Here is a 14,137-nt window from a genome sequence, read left to right on the forward strand (position 1 = left end):
GCGACCGTCACCGCGGACGCCATCGGCCAGTCCATGTTGTTGAAGAATTCATCCCACATCACGCGCCCGATCATCAGCGTGTCGGCGCCGCCCAGCAGTTCCGGAATCACGTACTCGCCCACCGCCGGGATGAACACCAGCAGGCTGCCGGCGATGATCCCGTTCTTCGACAGCGGCAGCGTGATGCGCGTGAACGCGACCCACGGCTTCGCGCCGAGGTCGTACGCGGCCTCGAGCAGCGTGAGGTCCATCTTCACGAGGTGCGCGTACAGCGGCATCACCATGAACGGCAGGTACGAATAGACCATCCCGATGTAGACGCCCGCGTCGCTGTGATAGAGGCGCAGCGGCGTGTGGATGATGCCCAGCGCGATCAGCGTGTGGTTCAGGAGGCCGTCGTCCTTCAGGATGCCGATCCATGCGTACACGCGGATCAGGAACGACGTCCAGAACGGCAGCATCACGGCCATCATCAGCACGTTGCGGCGGTTCGGTTCCGAGCGCGCGATGTAGTACGCCATCGGATAGCCGATCAGCAGGCACAGCACGGTCGACACGGCGGCCATCTTCAGCGAGCTGAGGTAGGTCGCGATGTACAGGTCGTCCTGCAGCAGGAACGCGTAGTGCGACAGCTGCAGCGCGAAGTGCACGACGCCGTCCTTGATCTCGACGAGCGACGTGTACGGCGGGATGCCCATCACCTGGTCGGCGAAGCTGATCTTCAGCACCAGCACGAACGGCAGCGCGAAGAAGATCGCGAGCCACACGAACGGCACGCCGATCGCGACGCTGCGGCCCGACGGCAGGAAGCGCGACAGCATGGAGAAACGGCCCGGGCGCGCGCGGCCGGCGCCGGTGCTCGCGGCGCCGGCAGACACCGGCGCGGACGGAGTGGAAGCGGAGGTTCTCATCGTGGCCTCCTCACTGCGTCAGCACGACGCCGCTGGCCGGCGACCACGACACGAACACGTCGTCGTTCCACGCCGGCGCGTTGTCGTTCATCAGGTGCGAGCTCGACAGGTTCGACACCACCGTCTTTCCGCTCGGCAGGCGCACGTGGTACAGCGAGTAGCTGCCCATGTACGCGATGTCGGTCACGACGCCGCGTGCCCAGTTGTGTTTCGAGCCCGGCTTCTCGCGCGACACGTGCACGCGCTCCGGGCGCACCGAGATGCCGACCGGCATCCCGAGCGGGCCGGTCACGCCGTGGCTCACGTACATGCGTGCTTCGAGGTCGTCGCTTTCGACGAAGATGTGGTCGGGCTCGTCCTCGACCACGCGCCCTTCGAAGAGGTTGGTCGAGCCGATGAATTCGGCCGAGAAACGGCTGTTCGGGTATTCGTAGACTTCGCCGGGCGAGCCGATCTGCACGATCTTGCCTTCGCTCATCACCGCGAGGCGGCTCGCCATCGTCATCGCTTCTTCCTGGTCGTGCGTGACCATCACGCAGGTCACGTCGACCTTCTCGATGATGTTCACGAGTTCGAGCTGGGTCTTCTGGCGGATCTTCTTGTCGAGTGCCGACATCGGCTCGTCGAGCAGCAGCAGCTTCGGGCGCTTGACCAGCGAGCGGGCCAGCGCGACGCGCTGCTGCTGGCCGCCGGAGAGCTGATGCGGCTTGCGCTTCGCGTACTTGCTCATCTGCACGAGCGCGAGCGCGTCGGCCACGCGCTCGCGGATCTCGTTCTTCGGCGTGCCTTCCTGCTTCAGGCCGAACGCGACGTTCGATTCGACCGTCATGTGCGGGAACAGCGCGTACGACTGGAACATCATGTTGACCGGGCGGCGGTACGGCGGCAGCGACGCGAGGTCCTCGCCGTCGACGAAGATCTTGCCGGAGGTGGCCGTTTCCAGCCCGGCAAGCATGCGCAGCAGCGTCGACTTGCCGCAGCCCGAGCTGCCGAGCAGCGCGAACAGCTCGTTCTTCGCGATCGTCAGGTTCACGTTGTCGACGGCCGTGCTGTCGCCGAATTTCTTCACGACGTTTTCGATGCGCACGAACGTTTCGTTCGGCTTGAGCATGTTCGTCGTCGGTCGATGCATCGCATCAGGTGTACTGAATGAATCCCGTTTCATGATGGTCCGTTTCAAGCAGGTAAGCGAATCTCAGGCGTCACGCGCGACCGGCGGCAGTCGGGCGGTGCTGGCGGAGAGGGATCGAGCGATTCCTCGTCCGGAACGAATGGCGCAACGAAACAGGCAGGGAAAACGCACGGCGATCGATGGCGATCAGTCGCGAACGACCGCGGCCACCCCGCTGGCTGTCATGAAGATTGCATCGGTTTTCATCGGGCTTTCCGCACGTTTTCGTCGTCTCCAGTGCGAATTTTTAAACCCGTCAAAAACCTTTTGGATCGCGGATTTCCGTTCCGGACATTGAACGGGATCGATGTTTGGGAGGGTGGTAAAACGGGGGCACGACCCGCCTCGCGCGGCAGCGCGGGCGCCCCGGCGGCACGGGCGCCGCCGGATGACACGGAAGACGAAACGGAGGGTGGGGAAAACGAGCAGCCGGGCGGCTGCAACGCGGGCCTGGGCGCCGCGCGGGTCACGTCACTTCGCGTTCAGTTCCTTCCAGCGCCGGTACACGTCGATCGCGCCGCCGTGCTTCTGTTGCACCATCGGCAACCGGCGCGCCTCGACCGGCTTCGCATATTCGGCATAGAACGTGTCGAGCTCGAAATACTTGCGGTCGTCGCGGTAGAACGGCGCGTAGTCCTCGCGCGTCGTGATGTAGACCACGCGTTTTGGGCTGCAGTAGTACAGCGCGCCGAGGCACATCGGGCACGGGCTCGCGAGAATGTAGATCTCGCAGTCGGTCAGGTGCTCGGTGCCGAGCTTGCGGCAAGCGTCGCGCACCGCGAGGATCTCGGCGTGCGCGGTCGGGTCGCTGGTCTGCGCGACGAGGTTCGGGCTCTCCGCGACGATCTCGCCGTCGCGGACGATCACCGTCGCGAACGGACGGCCGCCCTCTTCCACGTTCTTCATCGCAAGATCGATCGTGCGTTTCACAAAATCCATGGCTGCGTCCTGGTTGAAACGGCATGGCGAAAACGTGCGCCGGCCGGCGGCCGATGCACGTCGGGCAAAAGACTGCACGGCACCGCTGCCGCGGCGCCGCGCCGGCGTCAGAACGGCTTGGTCGGCAGGTACTTGCCGTCGAGCGTGATCACCGCACGCGAACCGCCTTCCGGATCGTCGACCTTCTTCACGTCGAGCCGGAAATTGATCGCGCTGATGATGCCGTCGCCGAACTTCTCGTGTACGAGTGCCTTCAGCGTCGTGCCGTACACCTGCAGCATTTCGTAGAAGCGATAAATGGTCGGGTCGGTCGGCACGCGATCGTCGATGCTGCCGCGCAGCGGGATCGTCTGCAGCAGCAGCACCGCGTCGTCGTCGAGGCCGAGCTTGTCGGCAACATTGCGCGCCGCATCGGCCGGCAGCGCGTGCTGGCCGAGCAGCGCGGCCGTCACGAACGCTTCGCTCAGGCCCGTGCCTTCGGTGAGCTGCGCGAACGACAGGTTCTTGCGCGCCTTCGCGAGAACGACGGTCTCCGCGAGCGCGTGGCGGGCGGTCTGGCTGTGCTGGGACTGGATCATGGCAATTCCTCGTGGGTAGGTTGGAGCGAGTCAGGCCGCGACGGGAAGCGTCGCGGGTGTGGCGCGGACCTCGGGATGGTCCGCCAGGGAGACGAACCGGCCGGTCGCGCCGTCATGGGCGTCGATGCAGCCCGATTCGATGTCGTAGACCCAGCCGTGCAGCGCGAGCCGCCCTTCTTCGAGCGCGAGCCGCACGGCGGGGTGCGTCTTCAGGTTCGCCAGTTGCGCGACGACGTTCTCGCGCACCATCGAGTCGATCCGCTCGCGTTCGCTGCGATGCGTGCGCGCCTCGTTCACGACGCGCGCCGAATCGGCATAACGCAGCCAGTGGCCGACGGCCGGCATGTGGTCCATGCACTGGCAGGTGGCAATCGCGGTCATCGCGCCGCAATCGGAATGGCCGCAGATCACGACGTCGGTCACGCGCAGCGCAGCCACCGCGTATTCGACGGACGCCGACACGCCGCCCGGCTCGGGGCCGTACGACGGCACGATGTTGCCGGCATTGCGGATCACGAACAGGTCGCCCGGTTCGCGCTGCGTGACGAGTTCGGGCACGAGCCGGCTGTCCGAGCACGAGATGAACAGCGCGCGCGGATGCTGGCTGCGCGCGAGATCGCGGAACAGCGTGGCGCGTGCCGGATACGCGTCGCGCTGGAACTTCAGGAAGCCTTCGATGATGTCCTTCATCGCGTGTTCTCCGGTGCGGGTGGAATCGATGAAGGGCAGGTTACGCCGGACTTCCAATAACGTAAAAGACTGATTTATGATCTACCGGATAAGCAGGACTTATAGGAACCACCATGCTGCTGCGCCATATCCACTACTTCCTCGCCGTCGCCGAGCATCGCAGCTTCACGCGCGCGGCCGCCGCGCTGCATGTGTCGCAGCCGGCGCTGTCCCAGCAGATCCGCCAGCTCGAGGAGACGCTCGGCGCGCAGCTGTTCGACCGCACCGCGCGCGTGACGCGGCTGACCGACGCCGGCGACGTCTATTTCCGCTATGCGCGGCAGGCGCTGCACGATCTCGCGGAAGGCCGGCGTGCCATTCACGACGTGCAGGATCTCAGCCGCGGCGCGCTGCGGATCGCGGTCACGCCGACCTTCACGAGCTATCTCGTCGGGCCGCTGATCGAGGCCTTTCACGGCCGCTATCCGGATGTGTCGCTGTCGGTGCGCGAGATGTCGCAGGAACGCATCGAGGCGCTGCTCGTCGACGATGAGCTCGATGTCGGCATCGCGTTCGACGAGGTGCAGACGGCGGATCTCGAAGCGCAACCGCTGCTGGTCGAAACGCTCGCGTTCGTCGTGAGCCGCCGCCATGCGCTCGCCGGAAAACGCAAGGCCGGCCTGCGCGCGCTGCACGACGCGTCGCTCGTGCTGCTCACGGCCGAATTCGCGACACGCGTGCAGATCGACCGCTATTTCCGCGAGCACGACGTGCGGCCGCGCGTGTCGATGGAAGCGAATTCGCTGGGGGCCGTGATCGAGATCGTGCGCCGCACGAACCTCGCGACGCTGCTGCCCGCGACGATCGCGAGCGGCCACGACGATCTCGCCGCCGTCGCGCTCGAACCGGCCGTCCTGCGGCGTACGGCCGTGCTGCTGCAACGCAAGGGGGCGTACCGGAGCGCGGCCGCGCGCGCGTTCGTCGAACTGGCGCTGGCGCATGGGGCGGGGCCTGTCAGGCGCGCGCGATGACCTCGGCCGCCGGGGTGCACGGCACGCGCCCTGGCGCTACCGGCAACCGATCGTGCCGCCGAACCGACTCACAGGAACACCGACATGCCGAACCTGCTACGCCGCCTGACACTCAACCCCATCGCAATCGCGGCATTGCTGGCGGGCGCGGCCTGGTGGATCCACGCACAGACGCGCGCCGACGGCCCGTATCGCGTCGTGGGGTTCAACTACACCGATCGTGGTGTCTACAGTTTCGTGGTGGATGGCTTCGGCGCGGGCAGCGTGCACGCGCGCCAGTTCGGCGGCGGGGGCGGCACGATGTGCTGCATGAGCGTGCCGCGCGGCAAGAAGACCTGGCACGTCAGGATCACGTACGATCTGACGCCTGAAGAAGACGCCCGGAACCAGGCGCCTGACATCGTCGAAACCGACGTCGCCGTGCCGGCTTTGCCGGACCGGCGCGACGGTTACATCGAGTTCCATTTTCTACCCGGCCGCAAGATCGACGCCCGATGGGTGGCGTACCCGACGATGCCGCGCATGCGCGCCACCGGGTGACCGGGAAGGGACTGCGCAGCCCACCCGCCCGGCGCTGCGTCAGTTGTAACCGAGAATCGCCACCGCCGCGACGTCCGGCCGATCGATCGTATTCCCGACGAGCGACGTCATCGGCTTCTGCAGCACGGCCTGATACGACGTCACGCGCGCGGCCTCCGGCACGCCCGCGTCATCCGGTGCCGGTTCGTCGAACGCGGCATCGAAACCGCTGTAAAACCCCGGTTGCTTCTGCGAAAAAGTCATCTCCACTCCTTTACCTGATCAAGTTTTCGATGTTCTAGCCGACCTGCTTCAACGTCGCCGCGTGCACCGCCGCGCCGTCATGCGCGGCTTCCGATCGCGCCAGCTGCGCGCGCGTGCGCCGCGTGATGTGAATCACCGCGAACACGACCGGCGCGATCAGCAGGCCTTCCGCCAGTTCGGGATCGACCGGCAGGTTCATCACGTGCAGCGCCTTGAACGCCGCCGTCGCGAGCGACAGCACGTAGTACGAAATGGCTGCCACCGACAGCCCCTCGACCGCGTGCTGCAGATGCAGCTGGTTGCGCGCGGTGCGCTCCATGCCCGCCAGCAGGCGCGTCACGTCCTTTTCCTGCGCGAGATTCACGCGCGTGCGCAGCAGGTCGACCGCTCGCGCGATCCGCGCGGCGATCTGCTCGTGGCGCGCCCATACGCTGCGACAGGTTTCCATCGCCGGCGCGAAACGCCGCTCCATGAATTCGGCGATCGTCGGCATCCCTTCGATGCGTTCCTCGCGCAACTCGTGGATGCGCGCCAGCACGAGCTTCTCGTACGCCCGCGACGCGCTGAAGCGCGCGCCCGATCCCGACAGCGACTCGACCCGTACCGCCAGATGCGTGAGCTTGACGAGCAGCGCGGTGTCGTCGCCGTCGGCGCCGCTCGCGTCCATCCGCTGCATCAGTGCATGGAGCGCCGCGTGGATCTCGTCGAGCTCGCGGCTCATCCGGCGCGCGACGGGCAGCGCCAGCAGGGCCATCATCCGGTACGTCTCGATTTCATGCAGGCGCTGCAGCAGGCGGCCGCCCTGCTCCTCGCGGAAATCCTCGTCGACGACGAGAAAGCGCATGAAACCGTCGTCGCGCACATGCCAGTCGCAGAACACCTTGCCGCCGCCGAGCACGTTGCTGCCGACGAGCGCGGGCCCGTCGATCCAGCGGCGCAGGTCGCCGCAGACGAGCCGCGCGGCGTCGCCCGTGAGCAGTTCCATGCGCACCGCGACGAAGCGGATGCCGGCAAGCCGCGCGAACCACGCGGCCGGAATGCCCTCGATCGCGAGATCATCGAAATAACCGGTGTCGCGGCGCGGCGCGACGAACGTGAAGGTCGAGAATTCGGTGTGGCGCTCCCACTTCAGGTGCCAGCCGCTCGGCGACTGCACCGCGTAGTGCGTCGCGCCTTCGTGCGGCGCGGCGATGCCGGTATCGCGGCACAGCGCGTGCAGCAGCGTTTCGTGGATGTCGGGCTGGCCGTCCGCGTAGATCGCGTAATGCGTGAGCGACACGGCTTCGGCGAGCCGCAGGAACGGCCGGGCATGCAATTCCGCGGCCAGCGCCGCGCGCAACGGATGGTCCATCATCGATACACCACGCTTCCCTGTTCAGTCCCGCACACCGGATCGTCCGGCCCGAACGCCGCGCCGCCCTCGGGCGAAACGTCAGCGTGATCGCACTATGGCAGACACACAGCAACAATAAAAACGCATAATGCTGATCGTTACGTTCAGTTTTCCTGATACCCATGAAGATGCTCGATCACGACGTGCTGGCCACCGTCGTCGCCGTCGCGGAGACCGGCAACATGACCCGCGCGGCCGAGGCCGTGAACCGTTCGCAGTCGGCCGTGAGCATGCAGATCAAGAGCCTGGAAGACGCGATCGGGCGGCCGCTGTTCGTGCGCAAGCCGCGCAGCATCGTGCTGACGCGCGAAGGCGAGGTGCTGCTGGGATTCGCCAGACGAATGCTGGCACTGCGCGACGAGGCGTGGGCGGCCGTGGTGCGGCCGGAAGTGACCGGCAAGGTCGTGATCGGCGTGCCGGACGACTATGCGTCGTCGCTGCTGCCGTCGGTGCTGAAGAAGTTCTCGGCGACCTACCCGAAGGTCGAGATCCAGGTGATGGGGCTGCCGAGCAGCGCGCTCGCGCCGCTGATCAAGGAAGGCACCGTCGATCTCGTCTGCGGCACGCGCATCAAGGGGCTGTCCGGCGACTTCATCCGCCACGAGCCGATGGCGTGGGCCGCGATGACGAACGGGCCGCGCGTGTGGGAAGAGCGGCCGCTGCCGATCGCCGTGTTCATGCCGGGCAGCGTCGCGCGCGAGAACGCGATCCGCAGCCTCGAACGCGCGAAGGTGCCGTACCGTACCTCCTATGAAAGCCCGAGCCTGCTCGGGCTGCTCAGCATGGTCGAGGCCGGCCTCGCGGTCGCGCCGCTCGCGCGCTGCGCGATTCCCGCGCAACTGTCGATGCTCGGCCGCGCGCACGGGCTGCCCGACCTGCCGCCGCTCGAACTGATTCTCGCGCGCAGCACGAAATCGAAGCGGCCGCCGTGCGACTTTCTCGCGGAACAGTTGATGGAAGACCTGCAGCGTCAGACCGGGCAGACCGGCGACGCGTGATCAGCGCATCGCGCCGAACCCGGCCGCGCCCAGTGCCGCGTTGACGTTCGCGGCCACCTGATCGACGAGCGCTTCCAGCGTATCGCCGCATACCTGCGTGTGTTCCGGTGCGACATGCTCCGCGCGTTGCCAGCCCCACTGCGCGCCCGACGCGACCGACAGCGTCGCGCCGAAGCGGTTGCCGTGGCGGCGGCCGAAGGTGCTCACGCGCCGCCCGGCCATGTAGTCCTGTTCGGGCAGACAGAGCCGGATCTCGACCGCGACCTGGTCGCGATCGTTGACGCGCGCGGCCGGGCTGACCGTCGCGGCGAACACCTTGCCGATCCGCCAGGTCACGTCGCGCTCCCACGCCGCGAGCGGCCCGCCGGCCGCGTCGACCCGCTCGGTGTCCACCGACCACTGATGCCGGTCGGGCACGACGATCGCCTGATGCAACAGCATTTCGGCCACGCGCACCGTCGTCACGAGCTGACGCGCGAGTTGCTGGCCCGACGGCAGCGACGCCGTCCGTACCCGGCCGTTTGCCGGCTGCACGACAGGTACTGCTTCCAATAGATCCATGACTCCTCCGCATGCAGGATCGGCGCCGCGCACGCAGCATCGCGCGGCTGTCCGCCGCCTGAGGGCGGACAGCACGGCGACCGGCGATCGGACGGCGGATCGGACAAGCCATCAAGGAACGAACCACAACCCACGAGCAACAGCCGTTCCCAACTTCACCGTGCCTTCGGCCCGACCCGCAACCGGCGCGCGACCGGCCCGATCACCGCATCGGCCTGCTGCGCGATCAGCATGTGCAGCGTGAAATCCAAATCTTCCAGCGCGATGTCGAAGCGCACGTGCACCACGTCGCGCACGGCACGCGCGCTGACGACGTACACGCCGAGCGGGGAATGCAGCAGCGCCGCGAGCCGCGCATGCGCGTGTTCTCCGGAGTCGGCCGTCAGCGTGACGGGCAACTGCAGGCGCGGGCGCGGCGGCGGGAACGGAATGACGTTGTTGCGTACGCCGGCGCGCAACTGGCGGCCGGCGACATCGAAGGCGGGAACGGGATGAATGAAGGTCATGGAGCGGACGGAAGCCGTCTCGGCTGTTCGACACGTCCCCAGCTTAGAAGAGACCGCATAAACGTCGTGCAAAAAAACGGGCCGCCCGTGCAAAAAACGGCACGGGGGACACAACACGTCAACGGCCAGCGGCATGGCGGCCGGCCGTGCGGTCGCGATGCGCGCGCCGCGACCGCCCGCCACCCGCCACGGTTCGCGCCAATCAAACCGTGCGCCGGCCGCCGCTCTACGCGAACGCTTCGAGCGACGCACGCCGCCGCTCGTCGACCATCGATTCGATCAGCGACACCAGATCGTCGGTCAGCGGATCGCAGATGCCCGGCGAGCGATGCAGTTCGAGATCGGCCGCCGGCAGCAGCGGCAGCCCGTCCGTCTCGTCGAGCACGCGCCAGTTCTCGGGCAGCGTGCAGCGGTCGATCATCGTCACGGCCGCGCCGTGGTTCACCGCGATCTTGATGCCGGTCGGGCTCTGGCTCGTATAGACGACGTGATACGGCCGCCCGGCCGTCGCGAGCGCCTGCAGCCCGCGCTGCCGGTAGCAGCACGTCTCCGGAAACAGCGCGAGCGGCACCGACGCCTGCGGGCCGAGCACGAAATCGCGGTGCGCGGCCCACACGACATCGTGCCGGCCGAGCAGCCGCCCGCCCGCGTTCGGCCCGTGCCGCACGACGAGCGCGACGTCGAGCTCGCCGGCCTGCAGCCGTTCGAGCAGTTCGAGCGACGTGCGGCAATGCACGTGAAAACGCGCGCCCGGCCGCATCGCATAGAACGACTTCAGCAGGTCGGGCAGCCACAGCTCCGCGTAGTCCTCCGGCAGCCCGAAGCGCACGACGCCGCGATCGCTGCTCGCCTGCTTCAGCGCGAGGATCGCGTCGTTCTGCACCTGGATGATGCGGCGCGCATGGATCAGGAAATTCTCGCCGTCGCGTGACAGTTCGAGCCGTCGGCTGTTGCGCATGAACAGGTGCGTGTCGAGCCGCTCCTCGAGCGTGCGGATGCGCAGGCTGATCGTCGACTGCGTGCGATGCAGTTGCCGGGCCGCCGCGGTGAAGCCGCCGCTCTCGACCACGGCGACGAATGCCCGGATCAGTTCCGGATCGAGCGAACTGAGCTTCGACCAATCGGGCCTTTGAATGGCAGCCATCGGAATTACTCGCTTTCGAAAAAAGAAGGGAAGACGAAAGATAGGGCTCGGAGTACGCCGATTGTTGTCCGGATGCGCCCGGCCCTCCAACCCCTGCCCGGGTATGACAAACCCGGAGCCGGTTCACGAACGAGCACCCGCCAGTTCCGCCCCGCCCGCCGTCACGACACCGGCCGAGGCCCGCCCGGCGGGCGTCCGCGCGACGGGCCCAGGGCTTTCCCGGAGACGACGAAAACTCATAGCCCGATCAGAAAACATCGATTCACCGGCCGCGCCGCGGCCCACCACAATCGCCTCACACCCAACCTCATCGACGAGACATCGCAATGACCGCATCCCAACCCAGGCAGCTTTACATCGGCGAAGGCTTCGAAGGCCCCGGCGTCAACCTCGCGCACATCAACGTGCTGGTCGGCCCGCGCAACGGCCCCGCGGGCCAGGCGTTCGCCACGGCCCTCGCGACGCCGTCGGCCGGCCATGCGCCGTTCGTCGTGATCGCGCAGCCGGGCGTGCCGACCAAGCCGCTCACGCTGTACGTCAACAAGGCGCAGATCGCCGGCGATTTCCACGGCAACGCCACGTGGGGCGCGTCGCAGGCCGGCATCGCGAAGGCCGTGGCCGAAGCGCTCGAGAACGGCACGCTGCCGCCCGAAGCGGAGAACGACTGGGTCGTCGTGTCGGCGAACTGGGTGAACCCGCAGACCGACGATCTCGATGCCGTGTTCGAGAACAACTATCGCGCGTGCCGCACCGCGATCGTCGCCGCGATGGAAGGGCTGCCGCATCGCGACGCGGTATTCGCCGCCGCGCGCGACGTGTCGAACCCGTTCTACACCCCGAAGAAAAACTGAAGACGACAAGCGGCCGACACAAGGCCGCACCTGGAGGAAGCATGGAATACGTCCGCCTCGGCCAGTCCGGCCTGAAGGTGTCCCGCCTGTGTCTCGGCACGATGAACATGGGCACCCCCGACTGGAAACCCTGGATCTTCGACGAAGCGCAGAGCGAGCCGATCGTGCGCCGCGCGCTCGACGCCGGCGTGAACTTCATCGATCTCGCCGATTTCTATTCGACGGGCGTCGGCGAGGAAGTGGTCGGCCGCATCCTGAAGCGCAACGCGCGCCGCGAGGAGCTCGTCGTGACGACCAAGGTCGGCTACGACATGGGCAGCTACCCGAACGCGGGCGGCCATTCGCGCAAGCACGTGCTCGACGGCATCGACGCTTCGCTGAAGCGGCTCGGGATGGATTACGTCGACATCTTCATGCTGCACTTCTTCGACGTGAACACGCCCGTCGAGGAAACGATGAGCGCGCTGCACGACATCGTGCGCGCGGGCAAGGCGCGTTATATCGGCGTATCGACGATGTACACGTGGCAGTTCGCGAAAATCATGCAGGCCTGCGAACGAAACGGCTGGGACAAGCCGATCAACATGCAGCTGCAGCTGAACCTCGCGTATCGCGAGGAGGAGCGCGAGATGGTGCCGTACTGCATCGACCAGGGCGTCGGCGTGTCGGTGTTCAGCCCGCTCGCGCGCGGCCTGCTGACCTGCGAGCCGCAATCGACGCGCAACCAGACCGACTTCTTCACCGCGCAGATGTACGGCGATGCCTCATCGCTCGCGATCGCGGAATCGGTCGCGAAGGTCGCGAAGCGCCGCGGCGTGCCGCCCGCGCAGATCGCGCAGGCGTGGGTGCTGAGCCGCCCCGGCGTCGCGAGCATGCTGGTCGGTGCGGATTCCGTCGCGCAGTTCGACAGCGCGCTCGGCGCGCTCGAGACACAGCTCACCGAAGAGGAATTGCACGAACTGGAGCGCAACTACACGCCGTGTGACCTGATCAACGACTACACGGCCGGCAAGCGCATCGCGCGCGCGTCGCGTCCGGCACAGGGCAGTTTCGCGACGGACTGAGGCACTGAAGGAACGACACACGATGAACGAATTTCTGAGGACCGGCCATTACATCGGCGGCGAATGGCACGAACCGCATGGCGCGAGCGATGCGACCTATCCGGTGCGGAACCCCGCGACCGGCGAAACGATCGCGAAAGTCGCGAAAGGCGGCGCCGACGATACGCAGCGCGCCATCGACGCGGCCGCGCACGCGTTCCCCGCGTGGCGCGCACTGACCGCGAAGGAGCGCGGCGCACGCGTGAAGCGCTGGGGCGAGCTGATGCTCGAACATCGCGACGCGCTCGCCGGGCTGCTGACGCGTGAGCAAGGCAAGCCGCTCGCGGAAGCGCGCGGCGAAGTCGCGTACGCGGCGAGCTTTCTCGAATGGTTCGCGGAAGAAGCGAAGCGCATGTACGGCGACGTGATCCCGAGCCCGAAGCCGGATGCGCAGATCGTCGTCACGCGCGAGCCGGTCGGCGTCGTCGCGGCGATCACGCCGTGGAATTTCCCGCTCGCGATGATCACGCGCAAGGCCGGCCCCGCGCTCGCGGCCGGCTGCACGATGGTGCTGAAGCCGTCGGAGGAAACGCCGCTGTCGGCGTTCGCGCTCGCGGTGCTCGCCGAGCGCGCGGGCGTGCCGGCCGGCGTGTTCAACGTCGTGTCGGGCGACGCGGTCGCGATCGGCGAGACGCTGACGAGTTCGCCCGTCGTGCGCAAGCTGTCGTTCACGGGCTCGACGCGGGTCGGCAAGCTGCTCGCGAAGCAGTCGGCCGACACGCTGAAGAAGCTGTCGCTCGAACTCGGCGGCAACGCGCCGTTCATCGTGTTCGACGATGCCGATCTCGACGCGGCGGTCGCGGGCGCGATCGCGTCGAAGTTTCGCAACACGGGCCAGACCTGCGTGTGCGTGAACCGCTTTCTCGTGCAGGACGGCGTGTACGACGCATTCACGCGCAAGCTCGCGGACGCCGTGCGCACGCTGCGCGTCGGCAACGCGCTCGCAGGTGAGGTCGACCAGGGGCCGCTGATCAACGAGGCGGCGCTCGGCAAGGTCGAGCGGCACGTGGCCGATGCGGTCGCGAAGGGCGCGCACACGCTCACCGGCGGCAAGCGTCATGGGCTCGGCGGCACGTTCTACGAGCCGACCGTGCTGACCGGCATGACGGCCGACATGCTGATCGCCGAAGAGGAAACCTTCGGCCCCGTCGCCGGCTGCTTCCGCTTCGCGACCGAGGAAGAGGCCGTCGCCGCGGCCAACGATACGCCGTTCGGGCTGTCCGCGTACTTCTATACGCGCGATCTCGGCCGCGCGTGGCGCGTGTCGGGTGCGCTGGAAAGCGGAATGGTCGGCGTCAACGACGGGATCATCTCGACCGAAGTCGCGCCGTTCGGCGGCGTCAAGCAATCGGGGCTCGGCCGCGAGGGCTCGAAGTACGGCCTCGACGAATACGTGGAACTCAAGTACACGCTGATGGCCGGCCTCGGCCGCTGACCGCTGACCGCGGTCGACCCGCGCCGCGCGCCGCCCGGCCGCGCGGCGCCTTGCACGGCGCTCG

General features: G+C 67.3%; 17 protein-coding genes. 7 read left to right on the forward strand and 10 right to left on the reverse strand.

Features of this window, described 5'->3' with window-relative positions; translation table 11 throughout:
- Both DPV74_RS32895 and DPV74_RS32900 read right to left on the reverse strand, forming a co-directional pair.
- Positions 1-911 (reverse strand): ABC transporter permease subunit (locus DPV74_RS32895; RefSeq protein ID WP_119338699.1); only part of this gene is annotated, 911 nt, incomplete at its 3' end.
- Positions 912-921: 10 nt separating this feature from the next.
- Positions 922-2,043 carry an ABC transporter ATP-binding protein gene (locus DPV74_RS32900; RefSeq protein WP_240440053.1) on the reverse strand — a complete coding sequence of 374 codons (1,122 nt, stop codon included), beginning with the start codon at positions 2,041-2,043 and terminating at the stop codon, positions 922-924.
- Here DPV74_RS32900 and DPV74_RS32905 point away from each other — a divergent pair.
- Complete coding sequence (locus DPV74_RS32905; protein WP_162923201.1) at positions 1,991-2,380, forward strand: hypothetical protein; 390 nt, start codon at positions 1,991-1,993, stop codon at positions 2,378-2,380. The two genes, DPV74_RS32900 and DPV74_RS32905, sit on opposite strands and share 53 nt — an antisense overlap.
- Positions 2,381-2,553: 173 nt before the next feature.
- On the opposite strand, the gene DPV74_RS32910 is transcribed toward DPV74_RS32905, so the two are convergent.
- From DPV74_RS32910 to DPV74_RS32920, 3 genes are all read right to left on the reverse strand, one after another.
- Entirely contained in the window at positions 2,554-3,021 is a 468-nt protein-coding gene (locus DPV74_RS32910) for a nucleoside deaminase (protein WP_119338695.1), read from the reverse strand.
- Positions 3,022-3,128: 107 nt separating this feature from the next.
- Positions 3,129-3,599, reverse strand: coding sequence for a cyanase (gene cynS, locus DPV74_RS32915; protein WP_021160503.1), 471 nt, complete (start codon positions 3,597-3,599; stop codon positions 3,129-3,131).
- A gap of 30 nt (positions 3,600-3,629) precedes the next feature.
- Positions 3,630-4,289 (reverse strand): carbonic anhydrase, encoded by a 660-nt coding sequence (locus DPV74_RS32920; RefSeq protein ID WP_027789886.1) that lies wholly within the window; start codon positions 4,287-4,289, stop codon positions 3,630-3,632.
- Between the two features lie 113 nt (positions 4,290-4,402).
- On the opposite strand from DPV74_RS32920, the gene cynR reads away from it, so the two are divergent.
- The gene (gene cynR, locus DPV74_RS32925) at positions 4,403-5,299 is read left to right on the forward strand and encodes a transcriptional regulator CynR (protein ID WP_119338696.1); all 897 of its coding nucleotides are present in this window, start codon (positions 4,403-4,405) and stop codon (positions 5,297-5,299) included.
- An 84-nt stretch (positions 5,300-5,383) separates the two neighbouring features.
- On the forward strand, positions 5,384-5,839 hold the full coding sequence (locus DPV74_RS32930; protein ID WP_177203718.1) for a DUF3304 domain-containing protein: 456 nt from the start codon (positions 5,384-5,386) through the stop codon (positions 5,837-5,839).
- 39 nt (positions 5,840-5,878) lie between these two features.
- On the opposite strand, the gene DPV74_RS32935 is transcribed toward DPV74_RS32930, so the two are convergent.
- Positions 5,879-6,082: a hypothetical protein gene (locus DPV74_RS32935; RefSeq protein ID WP_119338697.1), complete on the reverse strand. Its 204-nt coding sequence runs from the start codon at positions 6,080-6,082 to the stop codon at positions 5,879-5,881.
- Positions 6,083-6,116: 34 nt separating this feature from the next.
- Entirely contained in the window at positions 6,117-7,436 is a 1,320-nt protein-coding gene (locus tag DPV74_RS32940) for a DUF3422 family protein (RefSeq protein WP_060373269.1), read from the reverse strand.
- 161 nt (positions 7,437-7,597) lie between these two features.
- On the opposite strand from DPV74_RS32940, the gene DPV74_RS32945 reads away from it, so the two are divergent.
- Positions 7,598-8,473 carry a LysR family transcriptional regulator gene (locus DPV74_RS32945; protein WP_021160509.1) on the forward strand — a complete coding sequence of 292 codons (876 nt, stop codon included), beginning with the start codon at positions 7,598-7,600 and terminating at the stop codon, positions 8,471-8,473.
- Here DPV74_RS32945 and DPV74_RS32950 read toward each other — a convergent pair whose 3' ends face one another.
- The 3 genes from DPV74_RS32950 to DPV74_RS32960 form a co-directional block, all read right to left on the reverse strand.
- A complete protein-coding gene (locus tag DPV74_RS32950; RefSeq protein ID WP_027789891.1) occupies positions 8,474-9,034 on the reverse strand; it encodes a hypothetical protein in 561 nt (186 codons plus the stop codon).
- 155 nt (positions 9,035-9,189) lie between these two features.
- Positions 9,190-9,540 carry a hypothetical protein gene (locus DPV74_RS32955; RefSeq protein WP_119338698.1) on the reverse strand — a complete coding sequence of 117 codons (351 nt, stop codon included), beginning with the start codon at positions 9,538-9,540 and terminating at the stop codon, positions 9,190-9,192.
- A 226-nt stretch (positions 9,541-9,766) separates the two neighbouring features.
- Complete coding sequence (locus tag DPV74_RS32960; RefSeq protein ID WP_027789893.1) at positions 9,767-10,684, reverse strand: LysR substrate-binding domain-containing protein; 918 nt, start codon at positions 10,682-10,684, stop codon at positions 9,767-9,769.
- Between the two features lie 326 nt (positions 10,685-11,010).
- On the opposite strand from DPV74_RS32960, the gene fae reads away from it, so the two are divergent.
- From fae to DPV74_RS32975, 3 genes are read left to right on the forward strand one after another with little or no spacing between them, the layout of a single operon-like run.
- Positions 11,011-11,535, forward strand: coding sequence for a formaldehyde-activating enzyme (gene fae, locus DPV74_RS32965; RefSeq protein ID WP_027789894.1), 525 nt, complete (start codon positions 11,011-11,013; stop codon positions 11,533-11,535).
- Positions 11,536-11,576: 41 nt separating this feature from the next.
- Positions 11,577-12,599 (forward strand): aldo/keto reductase, encoded by a 1,023-nt coding sequence (locus DPV74_RS32970; RefSeq protein ID WP_059696057.1) that lies wholly within the window; start codon positions 11,577-11,579, stop codon positions 12,597-12,599.
- A 22-nt stretch (positions 12,600-12,621) separates the two neighbouring features.
- A complete protein-coding gene (locus DPV74_RS32975; protein WP_060086107.1) occupies positions 12,622-14,073 on the forward strand; it encodes an NAD-dependent succinate-semialdehyde dehydrogenase in 1,452 nt (483 codons plus the stop codon).
- Positions 14,074-14,137 lie beyond the last annotated feature (64 nt).

Source organism: Burkholderia sp. HAN2018 (assembly GCF_024704855.1).
GTDB classification, from domain to species: domain Bacteria; phylum Pseudomonadota; class Gammaproteobacteria; order Burkholderiales; family Burkholderiaceae; genus Burkholderia; species Burkholderia cepacia.